General features: G+C 43.3%; 21 protein-coding genes. 10 read left to right on the plus strand and 11 right to left on the minus strand.

Annotation, left to right across the window (positions count from 1 at the left end; genetic code table 11):
- Positions 1 to 14: 14 nt before the first annotated feature.
- Positions 15 to 590 carry a DUF6241 domain-containing protein gene (locus tag CEG13_RS15715; protein WP_100012834.1) on the minus strand — a complete coding sequence of 192 codons (576 nt, stop codon included), beginning with the start codon at positions 588 to 590 and terminating at the stop codon, positions 15 to 17.
- Positions 591 to 871: 281 nt separating this feature from the next.
- Here CEG13_RS15715 and CEG13_RS15720 point away from each other — a divergent pair, with 281 nt between their 5' ends.
- Positions 872 to 1,453 (plus strand): Uma2 family endonuclease, encoded by a 582-nt coding sequence (locus tag CEG13_RS15720; protein WP_100012835.1) that lies wholly within the window; start codon positions 872 to 874, stop codon positions 1,451 to 1,453.
- A gap of 576 nt (positions 1,454 to 2,029) precedes the next feature.
- Here the strand turns inward: CEG13_RS15720 and CEG13_RS15730 are convergent.
- From CEG13_RS15730 to gndA, 7 genes are all read right to left on the minus strand, one after another.
- On the minus strand, positions 2,030 to 2,269 hold the full coding sequence (locus CEG13_RS15730; protein ID WP_100012837.1) for an AbrB/MazE/SpoVT family DNA-binding domain-containing protein: 240 nt from the start codon (positions 2,267 to 2,269) through the stop codon (positions 2,030 to 2,032).
- Between the two features lie 52 nt (positions 2,270 to 2,321).
- Positions 2,322 to 2,645: a hypothetical protein gene (locus tag CEG13_RS15735; protein WP_100012838.1), complete on the minus strand. Its 324-nt coding sequence runs from the start codon at positions 2,643 to 2,645 to the stop codon at positions 2,322 to 2,324.
- Positions 2,646 to 2,683: 38 nt separating this feature from the next.
- Entirely contained in the window at positions 2,684 to 3,517 is an 834-nt protein-coding gene (gene thiD, locus CEG13_RS15740) for a bifunctional hydroxymethylpyrimidine kinase/phosphomethylpyrimidine kinase (RefSeq protein WP_100012839.1), read from the minus strand.
- A gap of 30 nt (positions 3,518 to 3,547) precedes the next feature.
- Complete coding sequence (locus tag CEG13_RS15745; RefSeq protein WP_100012840.1) at positions 3,548 to 4,033, minus strand: DUF456 domain-containing protein; 486 nt, start codon at positions 4,031 to 4,033, stop codon at positions 3,548 to 3,550.
- Between the two features lie 13 nt (positions 4,034 to 4,046).
- Positions 4,047 to 4,667, minus strand: a complete 621-nt coding sequence (locus CEG13_RS15750; protein WP_100012841.1) for a glycerol-3-phosphate acyltransferase — start codon at positions 4,665 to 4,667, stop codon at positions 4,047 to 4,049.
- Positions 4,668 to 4,773: 106 nt separating this feature from the next.
- Positions 4,774 to 5,187, minus strand: coding sequence for a methylglyoxal synthase (mgsA, locus tag CEG13_RS15755; protein ID WP_100012842.1), 414 nt, complete (start codon positions 5,185 to 5,187; stop codon positions 4,774 to 4,776).
- A 12-nt stretch (positions 5,188 to 5,199) separates the two neighbouring features.
- Positions 5,200 to 6,606, minus strand: coding sequence for an NADP-dependent phosphogluconate dehydrogenase (gndA, locus tag CEG13_RS15760; protein WP_100012843.1), 1,407 nt, complete (start codon positions 6,604 to 6,606; stop codon positions 5,200 to 5,202).
- 156 nt (positions 6,607 to 6,762) lie between these two features.
- Here gndA and CEG13_RS15765 point away from each other — a divergent pair, with 156 nt between their 5' ends.
- Positions 6,763 to 7,341: a M15 family metallopeptidase gene (locus tag CEG13_RS15765; RefSeq protein WP_100012844.1), complete on the plus strand. Its 579-nt coding sequence runs from the start codon at positions 6,763 to 6,765 to the stop codon at positions 7,339 to 7,341.
- An 80-nt stretch (positions 7,342 to 7,421) separates the two neighbouring features.
- Positions 7,422 to 8,399, plus strand: coding sequence for a ring-cleaving dioxygenase (locus CEG13_RS15770; RefSeq protein ID WP_100012845.1), 978 nt, complete (start codon positions 7,422 to 7,424; stop codon positions 8,397 to 8,399).
- 189 nt (positions 8,400 to 8,588) lie between these two features.
- Here the strand turns inward: CEG13_RS15770 and CEG13_RS15775 are convergent, their stop codons facing one another.
- Positions 8,589 to 9,842 carry a helix-turn-helix domain-containing protein gene (locus CEG13_RS15775; protein ID WP_100012846.1) on the minus strand — a complete coding sequence of 418 codons (1,254 nt, stop codon included), beginning with the start codon at positions 9,840 to 9,842 and terminating at the stop codon, positions 8,589 to 8,591.
- A 386-nt stretch (positions 9,843 to 10,228) separates the two neighbouring features.
- On the opposite strand from CEG13_RS15775, the gene CEG13_RS15780 reads away from it, so the two are divergent.
- The 3 genes from CEG13_RS15780 to CEG13_RS15790 all read left to right on the plus strand — a co-directional run bounded on the left by CEG13_RS15780 (position 10,229) and on the right by CEG13_RS15790 (position 12,329).
- Complete coding sequence (locus tag CEG13_RS15780) at positions 10,229 to 10,948, plus strand: hypothetical protein (RefSeq protein ID WP_100012847.1); 720 nt, start codon at positions 10,229 to 10,231, stop codon at positions 10,946 to 10,948.
- Between the two features lie 104 nt (positions 10,949 to 11,052).
- Positions 11,053 to 11,523, plus strand: coding sequence for a hypothetical protein (locus tag CEG13_RS15785; RefSeq protein ID WP_100012848.1), 471 nt, complete (start codon positions 11,053 to 11,055; stop codon positions 11,521 to 11,523).
- A 152-nt stretch (positions 11,524 to 11,675) separates the two neighbouring features.
- Positions 11,676 to 12,329, plus strand: coding sequence for a hypothetical protein (locus CEG13_RS15790; protein ID WP_100012849.1), 654 nt, complete (start codon positions 11,676 to 11,678; stop codon positions 12,327 to 12,329).
- Between the two features lie 88 nt (positions 12,330 to 12,417).
- Here the strand turns inward: CEG13_RS15790 and CEG13_RS15795 are convergent, their stop codons facing one another.
- Both CEG13_RS15795 and ytzI read right to left on the minus strand, forming a co-directional pair.
- On the minus strand, positions 12,418 to 13,392 hold the full coding sequence (locus CEG13_RS15795; RefSeq protein WP_100012850.1) for a Gfo/Idh/MocA family protein: 975 nt from the start codon (positions 13,390 to 13,392) through the stop codon (positions 12,418 to 12,420).
- The gene (gene ytzI, locus CEG13_RS15800; RefSeq protein ID WP_239984677.1) at positions 13,389 to 13,562 is read right to left on the minus strand and encodes a YtzI protein; all 174 of its coding nucleotides are present in this window, start codon (positions 13,560 to 13,562) and stop codon (positions 13,389 to 13,391) included. The genes CEG13_RS15795 and ytzI overlap by 4 nt, the downstream gene beginning before the upstream one ends.
- Positions 13,563 to 13,995: 433 nt before the next feature.
- On the opposite strand from ytzI, the gene ehuB reads away from it, so the two are divergent.
- From ehuB to CEG13_RS15820, 4 genes are all read left to right on the plus strand, one after another.
- Positions 13,996 to 14,916 carry an ectoine/hydroxyectoine ABC transporter substrate-binding protein EhuB gene (gene ehuB, locus CEG13_RS15805; protein ID WP_100012852.1) on the plus strand — a complete coding sequence of 307 codons (921 nt, stop codon included), beginning with the start codon at positions 13,996 to 13,998 and terminating at the stop codon, positions 14,914 to 14,916.
- 211 nt (positions 14,917 to 15,127) lie between these two features.
- Positions 15,128 to 15,787 carry an amino acid ABC transporter permease gene (locus tag CEG13_RS15810; RefSeq protein ID WP_100012864.1) on the plus strand — a complete coding sequence of 220 codons (660 nt, stop codon included), beginning with the start codon at positions 15,128 to 15,130 and terminating at the stop codon, positions 15,785 to 15,787.
- Positions 15,787 to 16,497 (plus strand): ectoine/hydroxyectoine ABC transporter permease subunit EhuD, encoded by a 711-nt coding sequence (gene ehuD / locus CEG13_RS15815; protein WP_100012853.1) that lies wholly within the window; start codon positions 15,787 to 15,789, stop codon positions 16,495 to 16,497. The genes CEG13_RS15810 and ehuD overlap by 1 nt, the downstream gene beginning before the upstream one ends.
- 4 nt (positions 16,498 to 16,501) lie before the next feature.
- A complete protein-coding gene (locus tag CEG13_RS15820) occupies positions 16,502 to 17,272 on the plus strand; it encodes an amino acid ABC transporter ATP-binding protein (protein ID WP_100012854.1) in 771 nt (256 codons plus the stop codon).
- Positions 17,273 to 17,459 lie beyond the last annotated feature (187 nt).

Below are 17,459 nucleotides of genomic sequence, written 5' to 3' on the forward strand. Positions count from 1 at the left end.
ATGTCTTTTTATAATCAGCTAGCCTTCACATTACCCAAGTCTATCTTATTCTCTATGTAGGCCTGTTCTTCCTCCTCGCTCAATACATCGGTCGCCCACCCCAGTTCACCGGATTCCATGCTTGCCTCACGATACAGGAGGTTATGGTCATCTACCACCTGGGAAAAGTCCCCCTCTGCCCAGCGGTTTAGTATATCCATATAAGAACTTTCCACATCCAGCCCAGACTCATCCACCGCCTCCACCAGCCAATTAATTCGCTCCTCGGTTATTTGATAAAAGCCGAATTTCTGCTCCGCTTTTACTTTTTGGTGGGACATGGCATGGAGGTATTCCAAAAAAGTCGTTCTATCTAAATTTTCCATTGAAATAATATCACCAAATGGGTTGGACTCTGCCCCATCGCTTTCTTCCTCCGGTTTATTCGCTGCATACTCAATCAGCTCATTTGCACTCAAATCCTCCAATTGCCGGTCAGGAACCACTTCCTGTTCTCCGGTGTCAATGCCCTGAAACAGATAACCAAAGCCAGCCCATATGCCAATAAGCAGAATCATACCAGCAATTATAAATATCAGCCGTTTTAGCACAAGATAACCCCCTTCCCTTGTTCCCCATTCATTTTATAGAACTCACAGAGTTTTTCAAGAGGGTGTGGAGGATTTATTTTATCTAATTTCTGCTTCGATATTACCGAAAAACCAGATAAATACGTTTCGCCTATAACCTCTTCATCCCATAATACATGAAGCGTATAGTAGTAACTATCTGTTTTTTTCCGGCACATGAATTTCTAAGTATTCACTTATTGCTACTTGAAGCCTGCATAAAGACTTGCTATGATTGAATGAAATAGGGAGGTGCGTCAGAGATGTCATCATTAGATAAAGATAAGAAATATACACTGGAAGAATTTTTACTGCATGTAAAAGAGGAAGAACGTGCTGAATTGTATGAAGGTGTCCCGGTCTTCATGGCACCAGCATCGTTTGAACATGAAGGAGTAGTTGCAAACCTGATTGGAGAATTCAGTAATGGGCTTAAAGGAAATACATGCCTAGTATTTGGCAGCAATCTTCAGGTGATTTTTCCTTTTAGAGATGAGAAGAAAGGTAAAGACGATGTAACGGTTTTACCGGATATTTCGATAGTATGTGATAAAAGTAAATTACGTAATAAACGTTGCTATGGCGCTCCGGATTTAATTATTGAAGTACTGTCACCCAGTACACTTCGAAACGACCGCTTGCTAAAACGCAATTATTATGAAAAAGCCGGGGTTAGAGAATACTTAATCATTGACTATCAACACGTGATTATCGAAAAAAATGTATTACATGAAGGTTCCTACCAACATGAAGATATTTATTCCAGCGAAAAACAAACCTTCACATCTACAATCTTTCCTGATATTTCTTTTTCCATTAATGAGATTTTTTCGTTTTTAGACTAATTATTTTGGTTCAGCAACAATTTACGGGCAACATGATCCGACAAATTGGTTAGGTTTGTTAAAAAGAGGGGATTTCATTGGAAAGAAAAAACCTAAAGGTGTTCACTAGAATCTCGTTTTTTACAGCACTTGGTGTGATTATTGTTATACCAACCTATGCATTTATGACATTAATTTTTTCGAACGAGAACGCAGAATTCATCACAAAAGTTTTTTCATTACTTGCATCTCTTACAATGTTTGCTTCCGTCTCTGGCATACCTTTAAGCATTGTATCCATGTTTAGTAAAGAAAATTTAGCCATAAGACTTTTTACATTAATTATCAATTTGTTACCGAGTAGTATCCTTGGTTATGTTATACTTATGGAATTTATAGATGAATTTCTCCGGGGTCCACCTTGAGTGGATTTAAATGATGAAATCGATGAATTTAATGAAGCGTTGTTTAGCTTTTTGAGTTGATAGATGTTCTATGATTTGAATCTTAAAATCCTAACCGCTGCCGCCAGTTAGGATTTTTAGCTGGGAATAAATCATGTGGGGCAAGGTTGATATAAACAAAACAGCATCCGCATTACCATATTTCTTTTCCTTCAGGTTTTCCCCAATCAATTTCTTCATGCTGATTTTCTGGTGTACATTTTGCCAATAACTCTTTTAGTGTTGGTTCTTGATTTATTGGTTTTATAATGATTCCTTGCTCTTCACTGTTCACTTCAACCTCTAATCCCTCACGAATACCATATTTCTCTGCAATTTCCTCGGGGATACGTACCCAAATACTATCGTCCCATTTTTGTGCAGTAGTGATCATCACACATTCCCCCTTATGATTTTTGCCACCATCATGTACCCCGCTTCGGCAATCACCAATCCCACTTTCTCTCCAAAATGCCCAAATCCTTAAGAAGACTGACAAACAATGAGCCTTCTTCGCTTTCCATAGCTTCTGCTGTGCATGTACCATCAGGGGGATAAGTTAAATTCTCGGCCTCCTCCAATGTTGCTTCTTGCAGCCAGTTTGTCGGATTCGCCTCTTCAAAACAAGGTGGTGCTATATAGGTGTGCCGGTTATGCTCGAGAATAATTCTTGTATCTGATGGCGGCTCTGTTTCTTGAGGAACAAAAAAACTGACCGCGATCAGGATTACCATCATGACGAGCAATCCAAGCCAAAATTTCTTTTTCATCCTGAATCTCCTTGCTATTGTCTAAACTCTGCTTCTGCCTATCCAATCGTCTCCACTTTTATCTCATGAGCTACGCCGCTTTTGCGAATTGCCGCATGATACGTGGGGCCAACTATTTCAGTATAGGAAAATCCGTATTCAATCGCGGTTGTTACAAAGCGTTTTGCCTCCAGAACCGCTTTCTCTACAGTCGTTCCTTTGGTAAGATAAGCAGCAATCGCCGCTGAATAGGTGCAGCCTGCCCCGCTCGTATTTACCGTATCCACCCGGGGCGCGGTGAATGACGTGACCTTGTGACCATCATAAAGCACATCGACCGCCGGACCGGTCAGTCGTCCGCCTTTCACCAGCACATTTCCCGCGCCCAACTGATGGAGATCCACTGCTGCCTGCTTGAGAGCCTCAACACTTTCCAGACTCCTGCCTCCAAGCAGCAGGGAGGCTTCAGGCACGTTCGGTGTGATGATTTCGGCCATGGGAACCAGTTCGTCCTTAAGTTTATCAATCGCATCGTCATCCAAAAGCTGTGAACCCATTTTTCCCACCATCACCGGATCCACAACAATATGATCAGCCGCTGAATCACCAAGCAGATGAGCCACAGTCCCGATCACTTCTTTGGAAAACAGCATGCCGATTTTTACCCCGTCCATCCCGACTTGCCTGTTTAATGTAGAAAACTGCGCTTCTATTGCTTCGATAGTCTGGGGATGTACGTTTTTGCCGGTTTCCGGATGTTTGCCGACAATCGCCGTGACCACACTCATTCCGTAGACATCCAGTTCCTGAAAGGTTTTCAGATCAGCCTGGATGCCGGCACTTCCCCCTGCAGCAGAACCTGCGATCGTTACAACACGAGCTGGTAGTTCCATTTCCGTAAAATCCTTTCTATCATAAACATTTTAAAATAGCAGCACCACAAAGAACCAGATGATCATAATCAGCTGAATGACCACCTTGGCCACGGCACCGCCGAGAAATCCGATCAGGGAGCCGATTGACGCCCTTAGTGCTTCCCCGGATGAACGCTTCTGCATCATTTCCACTGCGAATACCACGAGAAAAGGAACATAAAGAATCCCGAATGGCGGCGTAATAAATGATCCGACAATCACCGCAACGGCCGCTGCTCTCTCTCCTGTCTTACTGCCGCCGAACCGTTTGACAAAATAACTGTTGGCAATAATGTCCGCGACAAACAGGATAGCGGTAAACACAAGCATGGCAATCCAGAACGTCCATGTCAGCTCATCAGGGTTCAGCACGAAATGATAAAGCAGAAAACCTCCCCAGAGAACCACCACAGAAGGGATAATCGGAAAAATAATCCCCACAAAACTTAAAACGAAAAATGCAATAATCAAAATCCAAATCACTATATCGAGCATGCTGTTCCTCCTGTTATGCGGACTTTCTCCACATACTTGATAGCTTCGTCTCTTCTTTCGTCAGGATGCGGCGGTAATTTTCCATATGCTTTACAACACTGAGGACCGACAAAAAGAGCACAATCGCCGCTGGTTCCACGCCAAAGAAAACATAGGTAGTAACCAAAAAGGAAAGATACATGAACAAAACGCCGACCACCAGATAATCTGTCGTGAAGGTCAACAACAGTAAAATACCAATCCCAATTACTGCAATCCGCCAGTCGACAGCCAAAAGAACCCCGACAAGCGAGGCAGTTCCTTTCCCGCCGCTGAATTTCATGTTAATCGGGTAGTTGTGGCCAATGATTACAAATAATGCCGTCACATAGACAAGCAAGGTCTGCGCTTCTCCAACAATCCCGTTTTCCTGCAAAATAAATAAAGTAAGTAAAATCGCCAATGTCGCTTTAAAAATATCAATAAGTGCAACAAGTATCCCGTATTTCCAGCCGAGCACAATCGTCGTATTCGATGCCCCGGCATTTTTTACCCCGGTCTTCTTCAGGTTCACCTTTTTCAGTTTGCCCACGAGCTGGGATCCATGCAGACAGCCAAATAAATAACCGATCACTCCGGCAATGATAAAATACATTTCCCCACTCCCCCTTTGCTTTTAGTATATCGCGAAAAGGGGATTTAGGGAATGCGATCGGAGAAGATTATTCAGAAAAAGCCAGCATGTGATAAAGCTGTCAAATTTACTCCTGATTCTCCCGCTCATGAATGATTTCCCGCCACTCGAAGTCGCCGCGTTCCAGGGCATGGATGAACACTTCCGCAGAAGCCATATTGGTTGCCAGTGGGATAGCATACACATCACAAAGACGCATTAAAGCCGAGACATCCGGCTCATGCGGCTGGGCGGTCAGCGGATCACGGAAAAAGATGACCAGATCCATGTTGTTGTCGGCAATCATCCCGCCGATTTGCTGGTCGCCTCCCAGCGGGCCGGAGCGGAACCGGTGCAGGTCCAGACCCGTATTCTCTTCAATCCTCAGACCTGTGGTGCCTGTGGCAAAAAGCTTGTGTTTTTCCAGACAATATTTATAGGCCTGAGCAAACCGGATGATATCATCTTTCTTTTTATCATGAGCAATCAGCGCAATGTTCATCCTTCTCCTCCTCTAGAACCAGTTGGTGTGGAATACGCCTTCTTTATCCTTGCGTTCATACGTATGGGCGCCAAAGTAATCACGCTGCGCCTGGATGAGATTTGCCGGCAAGTCCTCGGATCGGTAGCTGTCATAGTAGGCAACCGCGCTGGAAAACGCAGGAACGGCAATCCCCTGTTTCACAGCAATCGCGACCACTTCCCTTAGCGCCGACTGATAGCCTTCTGCGATCTCTTTAAAATATGGATCCAGCAGCAAATTGGCCAGATCCGGTTCGCGGTCATAGGCATCTTTAATCTTTTGCAGGAAATGCGCGCGAATAATGCAGCCCCCGCGCCAGATCATCGCAATATCCCCATACTGAAGATCCCAGCCATATTCTTTGGAAGCTGCCCGCATTTGCGCGAAACCTTGCGCATAGGAACAGATTTTACTCATATAAAGTGCTTTGCGCACCGCTTCAATCAATTCTTCGCGGCCGCCGCTATAAGATTCCTCGTTCGGCCCCTGCAGCAATTTGCTCGCCTGCACCCGCTCACTCTTCAAGGAAGAAATAAACCGGGCAAAGACGGATTCCGTAATCAATGGCAGTGGTACACCAAGGTCAAGTGCGTTTTTGCTAGTCCATTTTCCTGTGCCTTTTTGTCCTGCTTTATCGAGGATGACATCAACCAGCGGCTTTCCTGTCTCCTCATCGGTTTTTGTGAAAATTTCAGAAGTAATTTCAATTAAATAGCTGTCGAGCTCGCCTTTGTTCCACTCGGCAAACACCTCATGCAGTTCATCGGTCTCCATGCCAAGCACGTGTTTCAGGATGTAATATGCTTCAGCAATCAATTGCATATCGCCATATTCAATGCCGTTGTGCACCATTTTCACAAAATGCCCGGCTCCATTAGGCCCAATGTATGTCACACATGGGTCCCCTTCCACCTTGGCGGAAATGGCCTCCAGTATCGGTGCCACCGGTTCGTACGCCTCTTTCTGCCCGCCTGGCATAATCGACGGCCCGGTCAGTGCGCCCTCTTCCCCGCCGGAGACGCCTGTACCGATAAAATGAATCCCGGTTTCATCAAGCTGCTGATTGCGGCGGATGGTATCTTCAAACAAGGTATTGCCGCCGTCTATCAGAATATCGCCCTTTTCCAGATACGGCTTCAGTGATTCAATGGTCGCATCCGTTGCCGGTCCCGCTTTGACCATTAACAGGATCTTCCGCGGTTTTTCCAGCGAGTTGACAAACTCCTCGACGGTGGTTGCCCCGACAAAGTTTTTCCCTTTTGCCTCATCCTGCAGAAAGGCTTCTGTTTTTTCCGAGGACCGATTGTACACGGCAACCGAATACCCTCTGCTTTCTATGTTTAATGCAAGATTTTTTCCCATTACTGCTAAACCAATAACACCAATTTGCTGTGCCATGCTCATTTCCTTTCTATGCTCTCTATGTTTCTTCAAATTATATCACTAAACAACCCCACAAATCCAAGCCGGAGCCTTTACGCTTCAAGTGGATGAATACTTGTCTCTGGTGTTAAAATAGAAGAAAAGATAGTTCCGGGGGAGGAACCTGACAGCATGAAAAAGGTTATCGACATATTGCTGCCGTGGGCCCTGATTGCTTTTTTTCTGATGATCCTCTTACTTCTATATAACCAGATGAATGGAAATTACGTTGACCGTGGCGAGGACGCTCCTGTTCCAGAACACCTTCACCCTGTCGTCGAAGAAAATAAAAACATACTGCTGGAGCAAGCGGCAGATATTGGCATCGACGTTGTCATTACCGACGGCACTCGCTCGATTGAACGGCAAAATGAATTATATGCTCAAGGGCGGACAGCCGACGGTGTGATCGTAACCCATGCGGAGGGCGGGGAATCCTACCATAATTACGGCCTGGCCATTGACTATGCTCTTCGCAATGACGAGGGAGAGATTATTTGGGATATCACTTACGATGGCAACGACAATGGTGAGCGCGATTGGTTTGAAGTGGCGGACATCGCCAAGGAGCTTGGTTTTGAATGGGGCGGAGACTGGGAAAGCTTTACCGACTATCCCCATCTGCAAATGGATTTCGGTCTGAGCATCGCCCAACTGCAGCGGGGACTGCGCCCGGATCCAGAGGGAGAGCAGGAAGAAGCACATGAATAGACACTGGGCTTGTAGCATTTTATAATAGAAATATCTTTAATTCAGAATAAATTGGCCCTGCCACTTAAGGAGGTAGACAGATGGAATTAAAAGGAATTCATCATGTCTCAGCGATCACGGCAAATACGCAAGAAAATTACCGTTTTTATACAGAGGTGCTCGGAATGCGCCTGGTAAAAAAGACCGTCAACCAGGATGATACCTCGATGTACCATTTGTTTTACGCGGATGAAATTGGGAATCCGGGGACCGATTTAACCTTTTTCGAAATCCCGCGTGCCGGAACGACCTATCCGGGCCATGGAAGTATCTCCGCAACCGCATTGCGCGTGCCTGATGATGCTGCCCTCACCTATTGGCAGGAACGCTTCAATGAATACAACGTCGAGCATGACGGCATTTCCGAACAAGCCGGACGGAAGGTCATCCATTTCCGCGATTTCGAAAAGCAGCGCCTTACGCTTATTTCCGATGAAACAAATAGTGGCGTGCCTGGCGGAAACGTGTGGGAACTCAGCCCGGTACCGACAGATAAAGGAATCATCGGACTCGGACCAAGCAAACTGACCGTCCCGGATGCGGAGCCGACGATTAGAGTATTAACAGAAGTATTGTCCTTTCAGCAGGTCGCAAGCTATCCATCACCAGTCAGCGGCCAGCCGGATATTCTGGTGTTCTCCACCGGGGAGGGCGGCACCGGTGCAGAGGTGCATCTTGAGGTCCGTGAAGATTTGTCCCGGGAGCGGCCCGGCCGCGGCAGTGTCCACCACGTGGCATTCCGCGTAGAAGATGAAGCAGAACTCGCAAAGTGGAGAGATCGCCTGCAGGAAGCCCGCCTTCCCAATTCCGGTGTAGTGGAACGCTTTTATTTTAAATCGCTGTATTTCCGCGAGCCAAATGGCATTTTATTCGAGCTGGCTACAGACGGACCGGGATTTGCTACCGACGAATCACCCGAGCACCTAGGTGAATCCCTTGCTTTGCCGCCTTATATTGAAGATCAACGCGAGGAAATTGAAGCTAAATTGCAGCCGGTGGATACGGAGAGATCACAGTAATTGATTAAAAAAAGACAGGATGCCACCGTTCAGGTTAGGCATCCTGTCTTACTATTCACCCCCAACAGGTGTATCATCATGTGGTTCAGGATATTTCTCTTCATCGGCGATAACAGTTTGAGGTACTATTAACGTAAATATTACAAGTACCAAAATAAGAATTTTTTTCATTTTACTAATCCCCCCTTATCAGTAGCTTCTTTTTCTATAATGTAAAGCTAATTCAAAATAATGAACTGCTTCTTTATAGTGGAATGTTTCCCTATAAAATGAACCCAGTAACTCCAAACACTCACAATAAAGATTATAAGATTTTTCTTTAGCATAAGGTAAAGCTGTTTCTATGATATAATCTCGGTATTTAATATTAAGGCTTGCATCTAGATGTTTAAATTTTAATAGGTTGAATTTGACTTCATACAAAAAATCCTGTTTGTCTTCTGCTAAGAATGCTCCCTCGTCAAGATGATGACTTGCTTTTTCATCCTCACCCTGACCCATGTATTCTTTTACCAATAAGTAATGTGCCATAATTTTTTCAGCAGGATCTTTATAAAATTCAATACTTTTATTTAGCGAATCTATTGCTTTTTGAGACTGTCCCAATCCCGAAAAAGACATACCCATGTTGTGATAAACCTTGCTTCTAATTATTTCAGGGTTCTCCAATTGCTCACTAGTGGTTAAAAGTTTTTCAAAATAATCTATTGCAATTGGATACTCATGAATACGATTGAAGTTGATGCCTAATATTAACTGGCAATCAGCAGAGCGCTTGAAGTCCATTTTTTCAGAAAATAATCCTAATGCTTTTTCTGTGTAATAAATAGACATGGTGATGTTGTTATTGCGACTGAAGACCATAGCCATTTGAAAGTAAAATTCGGGGTCTCTTATATATAATTGATCTGCAATTTGGTTAGCTTCTATATAATATTCTTTAGCTTTTGAAATACTACCAAAGAGATATTCATATAACCCTAATGATTGGGTGTATATTAAGCTATATTTTGGTGATAAATAATCCATGAACTCTGCATCAATTATTCCCTTAATTTTATTAGCCCTATCTTTATCTTTAATAGAAAGATAATAACGCAGTTCTGCTGTTCTATATTGCCCAATCATATACGGATCTGTGATATTCAGGAGCAAATCATCCATTTCATTGAATAATCTTTTTGCTTCCTTTTTATCTCTTTGACTTATGTAATTCAGAAGCCTCTCGATCAATTTTATTTCTCCGGAATAATCTTTCTCTTCTACATCGGCAACCGTTATGTCAAGTTTCTCACAAATTAACTTCAATGTTTCTATATTCGGGGTAATTTTATCGTTCTCAATCTTGCTTAGATACGTGGCGGCACATATCCCACTGGCTAATTCCTCTTGCGTGAATTTTTTCTTCTTTCTATAATACCTAAGATTCTCCCCTAAAGCCATAGAAATCCCCCTTTTAATACTTGTTAAAATTAATTCGTAATACCCCTATATCTTCCACTCTATCGTTATTATTTTACCAATACAAAATATCAATTGTCCATGGTAAGATTTAAAATAACAAGTCAGTGATTGGGAGGGTGATGAAAATGTACGGAAACTCCAATTCTATAAAACAGAGAATGATAGTGGGTTTCGGAGGTTCAAAGATTAAGCAGTAGCTCGTTTAGGAAATTGTATAGCTTAAACGCACACAATTATTTTTGCAATCTTTATAATAATATAACAAAATATTATTATAGTTGTTGAGATTAATCTTAAAAGATTGCATTTTCCACCCGTGAAGCAGGATTGACTATTTGTTTCACAAAAAATAAGGAGGAATTAAATTGTCTCAAAAAGTCGTTAAGAAACTTTGGCTCACAAGTTTTTTTGCAGTGGCGCTAACCTTGATGTTTACCTCTCAATCAGTATTTGCAGAAGAAAGTAATTACAAGATTGAAGATGGAGAAGTTATAAACATTGAGACAGGTGAAACATACTCTAATGCCGTTGAAGTAGAAGGTGGGGAAGAAAACAAACTATCTCTGCAAGAATTGAAAACTCATTTAGAAGAACAAGAAAAGAACCCAGTGAACAATCAAGATTTAAACCGTCATAACCAGATCGGTAATAATAATTTAGCTAGTCTCATTTACATTTATAATGAAACTAGTAGTTCTACTAATTATTATGAATCTGGTGATGATATTAGAGTAAGTGCTGCAATTGATTGCAGTGGTTCAGGCCAACCATGCGGTATTACAAGCACAACCGGCTGGTCTGTATCAGAGTCATTTAATGTTAACGTCGGAATTCCAGAAATCAGGGCTGGTGCAGGGTTTTCATGGCAACGCACTGCCACAAACTCTTATTCATATACTGCATACGTACCGATAGGTGAAACAAAGGCTTTGTATTTTGATCCGGCTTATAATATCACCAACGGTGTTTTGACGGCATATTTAGCTGGCCCTGGTGCGCCAGAATTAGATAAATATGCAGTAAGAGCTCTCTCGCCAGACATAAATGCAACCGGCTATCCAGACGGTGTGTACTTTTTACGATAACTTATGGATGAAATTAGCTTGATAAATTACTCCATATCATTTATAAATGATATGGAGTTTTTACATAAGATAAGTGTTTTATAACCTTTTAGAGAGGTGATCCGATGGTTAAAAATTTTTTATTAGTTGTATTAGCTATTATGGTGTTGCAAGGGTGTAACAATCCAAACCAAAGTACAACAGAACAAGAAATATTTCCCACATTAGAAAGCGCTGTGAACGAATTTGAGAAATCAGTAGGAGAAAACCTTGTATTAGTAAATACCACGAATGGTGAACATCTTTTGTTAGCTGAAGATAATAACAATTTCTTCTACGTAGCTGGAATATTTCAGGAAGATAAGGAATTTATATTAAGAAAATTAACAGCAAGGATAGATATAAGCGGAGGAGGTGGCGGTGTAGAAATCATACTACCTGATTCAAAAAATAAATACTTTATTACTGTTAAAGAAAATTCTATAATCACTCATAATGAACATACGTATTCGCCATTCTCACAAAATAAAACATTTCAAGTGCTAGCTAAAAAAAATGGTAAAACAATGATTGAATCGTATGAAAAAATTAAGTAGGGTCTAAACCGTTTTTTGGACAACATATCATGTTTGGAAATTTTTAAGTAAAAAAGAGAATAAAGATAGTACGAATAACGGTAGCAACCTGTAGTCCGCTTGTTCCTTTAACGGGCGAGTTAATTGAAGAATGAAAATCAGGGGGTGATTCAATGTATAACAGCAGAAATAGTCATTTTTGGATAATTTTCATCGTCACATTATTTATATTTTCATACACCGCATATTTTTTGGCTGAAAGATTTTATCTGTGGAGTTCTTATATTGGTATTATCGCTGGTGGTTTGCTATTTTTTTTAGTAATAATACCATTTACTGTGTATCTGGCAGACATGCTTATGAAGTTCACAATAGATAAAAATCTATATAACAAAAGTGTATTTAAATTCCTTCTTGCTTTTATGGTCATCCTCCCTATTGCATTAGTGTCTATTACTGTTTATAACGAATATAGAGAGAAAAACTTAACTACTGTATTAAGTTATGAACCAGTTCATGTAGAGTCATTGGATTTCCGTTTAGATGGAAGTGAAACTTGGGAAACGAACAACGATGAAGCTGCGGATGAACTGTTTCATTTCTTAAGTCAATATCACGTAAAAAAAATGAGTGATAGCGAATGGGATAGTGATGTTTCTGAAGTAACAAGTTTTGAATTTACCGTCTATTCAAAAGGTGACATAATCGCAGCCTCTGTCCATGAAAACCGATTAATACTTTATAGTGGTAACGGTGGCTATTACTCAGTAACAAATGGACCCGTCAATTTGGAATGGGTTGCGGATTATAACGAAAAATATGACTAACCAGGATCTATTCAGCATTCAAGTGTATTAAGGAAAATTCTATTGTACCCAGGCTGCCGCAAATCCCCGGCAGCCTAAGATATCCTATCTATTCCCCCGGAAACAAAATCCCCTGCTGTTTCCGGACTGCTTCTGTAACTCTAACAACACGCCTGCTTCTCTCCAGCCACTCTTCATGCACCCGTGTATCATTTTCCTCCACCATCCGAACAAAAGCTTCCACCTCATACATCATATCCAACTCTGCCTGATGTCCGGCCAGCTCTTCACTTTCCTTAGTTTTCCTGTCAAAAAACAACAGTGATTCAATCGGCGCCAGATGATCCATTGTCAGCGTCCCATCCTCTCCGTGAATTTCCGATGGGATGGTGGCCTGCGCGATTTTCGAACAAAGGATGATCACATGAAAACCATCATAGCTCAATACCAGTGTCCCGCTGCCATCAACGCCATTTTTGAGCCGTACAGGGAAATAATCCGCCTGTTCCGGTTCACCGAATAAATCAATCGCCATGCTCAGTGGATAGACTCCCAAATCCATCATTGCCCCGCCGGCAAATTCAGGAGTAAACACATTTGGTTCTTCGCCGCGTTTATACGCATCATACCTTGAGGAATACTGGACGTACTGCAGCAGTACACTTCTTACCTGCCCCACTTTTAGCAATGCATTTTTCAACTGTTTATAATTTGGCGAAAATAAATGACGGAACCCTTCCGCGACGAGGACTCCCTTTTCTGCCGCCTGCTTTCTTATTTCCTCTAATTGTGCCTCGGTATAGACCATCGGCTTTTCCACGAATACATGCTTTTCCCGGGTGATGCATTGCAAGATTTGCTCATAATGCAGTGCATTGGGAGAAGCTATGTAGATAAAGTCCGCCGGTTCCTTGAGCATTTCGTTCAGATCGGTAAACCCCTTTGCATGGTTTGCCTCAGCCATTTGCTGGGCGCTGTCCTCCCTTCTCGAATAGACGGAATGCAGAGACGCCTTTCCTGACTTTACAGCAGAATCAATGAAACGCTGCGTGATCCAGCTTGTTCCAATGGTAGAAAACTTCATTTCTCTTCATCCTCCTCTTCCCTGTCATCCTCCTGCTCTTTATCATCCGGATGCGGGTCAATGGTATGTTTGTGTGCATAGCCTTTGGAGATGGTCACTAGTGAAAGGATCAGCACCATTAATACGACAATCCCGCCCACAATGATTACCGTTACATATCCAGCCATCATAATTTCCCCCGCTTCTTTTTATATAAGAGGTTTTGCTGATAATGCTACCTTGTTCCTGCTGGTTTGTCCATAAGTCTTATCCAAATCGGCTGACTCACCGGGCAAATTTTGGGCAAATCCAAGGAAAATGGAAGATTAACCAGCATGTCTTTGTTATCTGGAGAATGATTCGTCCTATCCAAAAATACGCCGCTATTTTATAAATTATCAAAAAATACTGCGTTTGAATCACAACCGAATTCCCGCTATGATTATTGTATGACTGCTTGATAGTTAATTTTCCCCATTTTCTTCAGTATTTAGCGTTATTTCGTGAGAATTTTTACCCAGAAAAGATCTTCCGCTGACCTGGCTGTGCCTGGAAAACGCGGTGGCAGACAGAAAAGAATCTGCCAATACTAGTTTCATACATTAATAGGGAGGTCATTTTAGATTGAGAAAACTACTACTTACATCCGTTTTAGTACTTACCCTTCTCATGCTTGCTGCTTGTGGCGGCGGAAATGAAGAAGAAGGAAATGCAAGCGGTGGTGAAGGCGGCGGCGATAGCAGTGGCGAAGGTGAAAGCAAATTAGCCCAAATGCAGGAAGCCGGCGTCGTGAACATCGGGTTTGCCAATGAAGAACCATATGCATACCAGGAAGATGGGGAGTTAAAAGGAGCAGCTGTAGACATTGCCGAGGCAGTTTTTGCAGAACTGGGAATTGAAGAAATGAATTCTCAGCTATCCGATTTCGGTCAGTTGATTCCAGGACTTCAAGCAGAGCAATTTGACGTAGTTACAGCAGGGATGGCGATTCAGCCAGGCCGCTGTGAAAATGCTGCCTTCAGTGAACCGACAATGCAGTATGGGGAAGCATTAGTCGTTCAGGCAGGAAATCCACTGGGACTGGAAAGCTACCAGGATATTGCCGATAACCCGGATGCAACGGTTGTTGTAATGGAAGGCGCTACGGAAATCGGGTTCCTGAAAGAAGCTGGCGTGAGTGAAGATCAGATTACCACTGCCGCAGATATTCCGGCAACTTTCTCTGCAGTTCAATCGGGCAGAGCCGATGCGACCACAGCAACAGAAATGACGGTGCGCATGGCAATGGAAACAGCTTCCGATGAACTGATGCTTGTAGAAAACTTCGAGCAGCCTGATGTAGAAGGCGTGCCAAGCTATGGTGCTGCTGCATTCAACCTGAATGATACCGAGCTGCGCGATGCTTATAATGAACAGCTTCAAAAATTAAAAGAAGATGGTACAATCGCTGAACTTCTGGAACAAAATGGGTTTAGCGCTGACAGCAATATGGTAGAAGTTGGAGCAATTACCACAGAGGAGCTTTGCAGCGGCGGCGAAGCGTAAGCCGAAGTGACTCTATATCTTGAATAAAACTATCAAGCATAATTAAAGATGGAGTCCCGCCACTCCTATACGCAATGAACAGTGAATAAACTCAGAGTAAAAGACTCCATAGGGTCCGGTTCCCTCACCCAGGGGCCTGACCCTATGTTTTTTCCTGTAAAGATTTGGATTAAAAGAGTTATAGAATAATATTTATAAAGGAGTGATTCCGATCGAGGCGATTATCAATATTTTGCCACAGCTTTCCCAAGGGCTCGGCGTTACCATTTCTGTCCTATTAGCTTCCGCATTTTTTGCTTATTTGATGGCATTCGTAGCGGGGCTGTGCCGGCTGTCCAGCAATAAGCTGCTAAGAGGTTTTACCGGTTTTTATGTAGAAGTGTTTCGCGGTACTTCCCTAATTGTTCAGCTGTTCTGGCTGTATTACGCGATCCCAATACTGTTTGGCATTCAGCTCGGCAGCAACTGGTGGGCAGGTGTTATTGCCATTGCCCTCAACTACGGAGCGTACATGTCAGAAGTAGTCCGCAGTTCGATTCTTGCGGTGGCAAAAGGGCAGACAGAAGCTGCTACCGCCCTCAATATGTCTCGTTTCCAGCGGATGCGGCTGGTTATTTTCCCGCAGGCAGTAAGAATGATGCTGCCGGAATTTGGCAACTACACCATTCAAATACTTAAAGGTACGTCGCTGGTTTCCTTGATTGGCTTGACCGATATTTTATATTATGGAGATATTATCAGAAGCACCAACTATCAGCAGGCACCGCTTGTCTATCTGCTGGTGCTCGTTTTCTATTTCATCATTGCATTGCCGCTGATCTTTGCAACACGAAAAGCAGAGAGCATCTCCAAGAAAGGAGTGGCTAGCTGATGAATAATAATGGATGGAGCTGGGAAGCATTTACGGAATCCCTGCCGGTTATTCTTGACGGTATTGAAATTACGGTGGGACTGACCATCGCCAGTTATTTGTTCGCCCTCCTGTTTGGATTCGTCTGGACGTTTTTGCGGCGTGTGCCGAATAAAGCTTTTCATTTTGTCGTAACATGGATTATGGAATTTATCCGATCCACGCCGCCGCTCGTTCAGTTATTTTTCCTTTACTATGCATTGCCGATGGTTCCTGTTATCGGGATAGCCTTACACCCGCTTGCTGCGGCTACATTGGGCCTGGGCATTCACTTCAGCACCTATATCGGGGAAATTTACCGTTCTGGGATTGAAAGTGTAGAAAAAGGACAATGGGAAGCTGCCAAGGCATTGAATCTTTCTACCTCGAAGAAATGGACGAAGATTGTGTTGCCCCAGGCCCTTCCGCCAACTATCCCGATGCTTGGGAACTACTTTATTATTATGTTTAAGGAAGTTCCGCTTGCGTCCACGATCGGCGTGCTGGGGATTCTCAGTCTGGCAAACAGCTATGGCGCACAATACTGGTCCTATCTGGAACCACTGACCATCGTCGCCCTGATTTTCCTTGCGCTGAGCTATCCTTCTGCCATTCTGATTCGCAAGCTGGAGCGGCGCATGAATACACGATTTGATAAAAAAGCAGCATTGAACGAAGCTAAAGGAGCGTGACAGAATGACGGAACCTATTGTTAGATATCATGATGTGCATAAATCATTCGGTGATGTAAAAGTCTTAAAAGGGATTGATCTCGATATCGCGCCATCGGAAAAAGTTGCGGTAATCGGGCCAAGTGGTTCCGGTAAAACCACGATTATCCGTATGCTGATGACTCTGGAGGAGCCAACCTCCGGGGACATTATCGTAGATGGCAAGAACTTATGGAAAATGGATAAAGACGGTAAACAATCAAAAGCAAATGAAAAACACTTGCGGGAAGTCCGCGGGGATATCGGCATGGTATTCCAGCATTTTAACCTGTTCCCGCATATGACTATTTTGGATAATTGCATGACTGCACCTATTCATGTGAAAAAGGAAGCGAAAGAAACAGCACGCAATTATTCGATTGAAATGCTGAAAAAAGTCGGACTTGGCGATAAGCTGGATAATTACCCAAGCCAGCTTTCCGGCGGGCAGAAACAGCGTGTCGCCATGGCCCGGGCCTTAGTTATGCGTCCGAAAATCATGCTTTTTGACGAAGTTACTTCCGCATTAGATCCGGAATTAGTCGGCGAAGTGCTCGAAGTCATCCGCGACATCGCAAAAGAGGGAGAAATGGCGATGATCCTCGTCACTCACGAAATGGATTTCGCCCTCGATGTTGCAGATAAAGTGCTCTTCCTTGATGAAGGTGTCATTGCCGAACAGGGAACAGCAAGCGAAGTCATTGAGCATTCGGATAATGAAAGACTCACAAGCTTTTTACATCGTTTCCGCGGGTGAAGAGTGGAGAGAAGATACGGCCTGAGGGGCCGTATCTTTTTTTGTGGATTCTTGGTTTGAAGTTTTGTTCTCGGGCGGAAGTTTTCTCTCTCGGGCGGAAGTTTTCTCTCTCGGGCGGAAGTTTTCTCTCTCGGGCGGAAGTTTTCTCTCTCGGGCGGAAGTTTTCTCTCTCGGGCGGAAGTTTTCT

Origin of the sequence: Lentibacillus sediminis, from assembly GCF_002763455.1 — a bacterium.
Classification (GTDB): Bacteria; Bacillota; Bacilli; order Bacillales; family Amphibacillaceae; genus Lentibacillus_D; species Lentibacillus_D sediminis_A.

What these genes read in the sequence shown, in the direction of transcription:
- CEG13_RS15720 (WP_100012835.1), top strand. Translation starts at nt 872, where the DNA reads ATGTCATCATTAGATAAAGATAAGAAATATACACTGGAAGAATTTTTA.
- CEG13_RS15730 (WP_100012837.1), bottom strand. Translation starts at nt 2,269, where the DNA reads ATGATCACTACTGCACAAAAATGGGACGATAGTATTTGGGTACGTATC.
- CEG13_RS15735 (WP_100012838.1), bottom strand. Translation starts at nt 2,645, where the DNA reads ATGAAAAAGAAATTTTGGCTTGGATTGCTCGTCATGATGGTAATCCTG.
- thiD (WP_100012839.1), bottom strand. Translation starts at nt 3,517, where the DNA reads ATGGAACTACCAGCTCGTGTTGTAACGATCGCAGGTTCTGCTGCAGGG.
- CEG13_RS15745 (WP_100012840.1), bottom strand. Translation starts at nt 4,033, where the DNA reads ATGCTCGATATAGTGATTTGGATTTTGATTATTGCATTTTTCGTTTTA.
- CEG13_RS15750 (WP_100012841.1), bottom strand. Translation starts at nt 4,667, where the DNA reads ATGTATTTTATCATTGCCGGAGTGATCGGTTATTTATTTGGCTGTCTG.
- mgsA (WP_100012842.1), bottom strand. Translation starts at nt 5,187, where the DNA reads ATGAACATTGCGCTGATTGCTCATGATAAAAAGAAAGATGATATCATC.
- gndA (WP_100012843.1), bottom strand. Translation starts at nt 6,606, where the DNA reads ATGGCACAGCAAATTGGTGTTATTGGTTTAGCAGTAATGGGAAAAAAT.
- CEG13_RS15765 (WP_100012844.1), top strand. Translation starts at nt 6,763, where the DNA reads ATGAAAAAGGTTATCGACATATTGCTGCCGTGGGCCCTGATTGCTTTT.
- CEG13_RS15770 (WP_100012845.1), top strand. Translation starts at nt 7,422, where the DNA reads ATGGAATTAAAAGGAATTCATCATGTCTCAGCGATCACGGCAAATACG.
- CEG13_RS15775 (WP_100012846.1), bottom strand. Translation starts at nt 9,842, where the DNA reads ATGGCTTTAGGGGAGAATCTTAGGTATTATAGAAAGAAGAAAAAATTC.
- CEG13_RS15785 (WP_100012848.1), top strand. Translation starts at nt 11,053, where the DNA reads ATGGTTAAAAATTTTTTATTAGTTGTATTAGCTATTATGGTGTTGCAA.
- CEG13_RS15790 (WP_100012849.1), top strand. Translation starts at nt 11,676, where the DNA reads ATGTATAACAGCAGAAATAGTCATTTTTGGATAATTTTCATCGTCACA.
- CEG13_RS15795 (WP_100012850.1), bottom strand. Translation starts at nt 13,392, where the DNA reads ATGAAGTTTTCTACCATTGGAACAAGCTGGATCACGCAGCGTTTCATT.
- ytzI (WP_239984677.1), bottom strand. Translation starts at nt 13,562, where the DNA reads ATGATGGCTGGATATGTAACGGTAATCATTGTGGGCGGGATTGTCGTA.
- ehuD (WP_100012853.1), top strand. Translation starts at nt 15,787, where the DNA reads ATGAATAATAATGGATGGAGCTGGGAAGCATTTACGGAATCCCTGCCG.
- CEG13_RS15820 (WP_100012854.1), top strand. Translation starts at nt 16,502, where the DNA reads ATGACGGAACCTATTGTTAGATATCATGATGTGCATAAATCATTCGGT.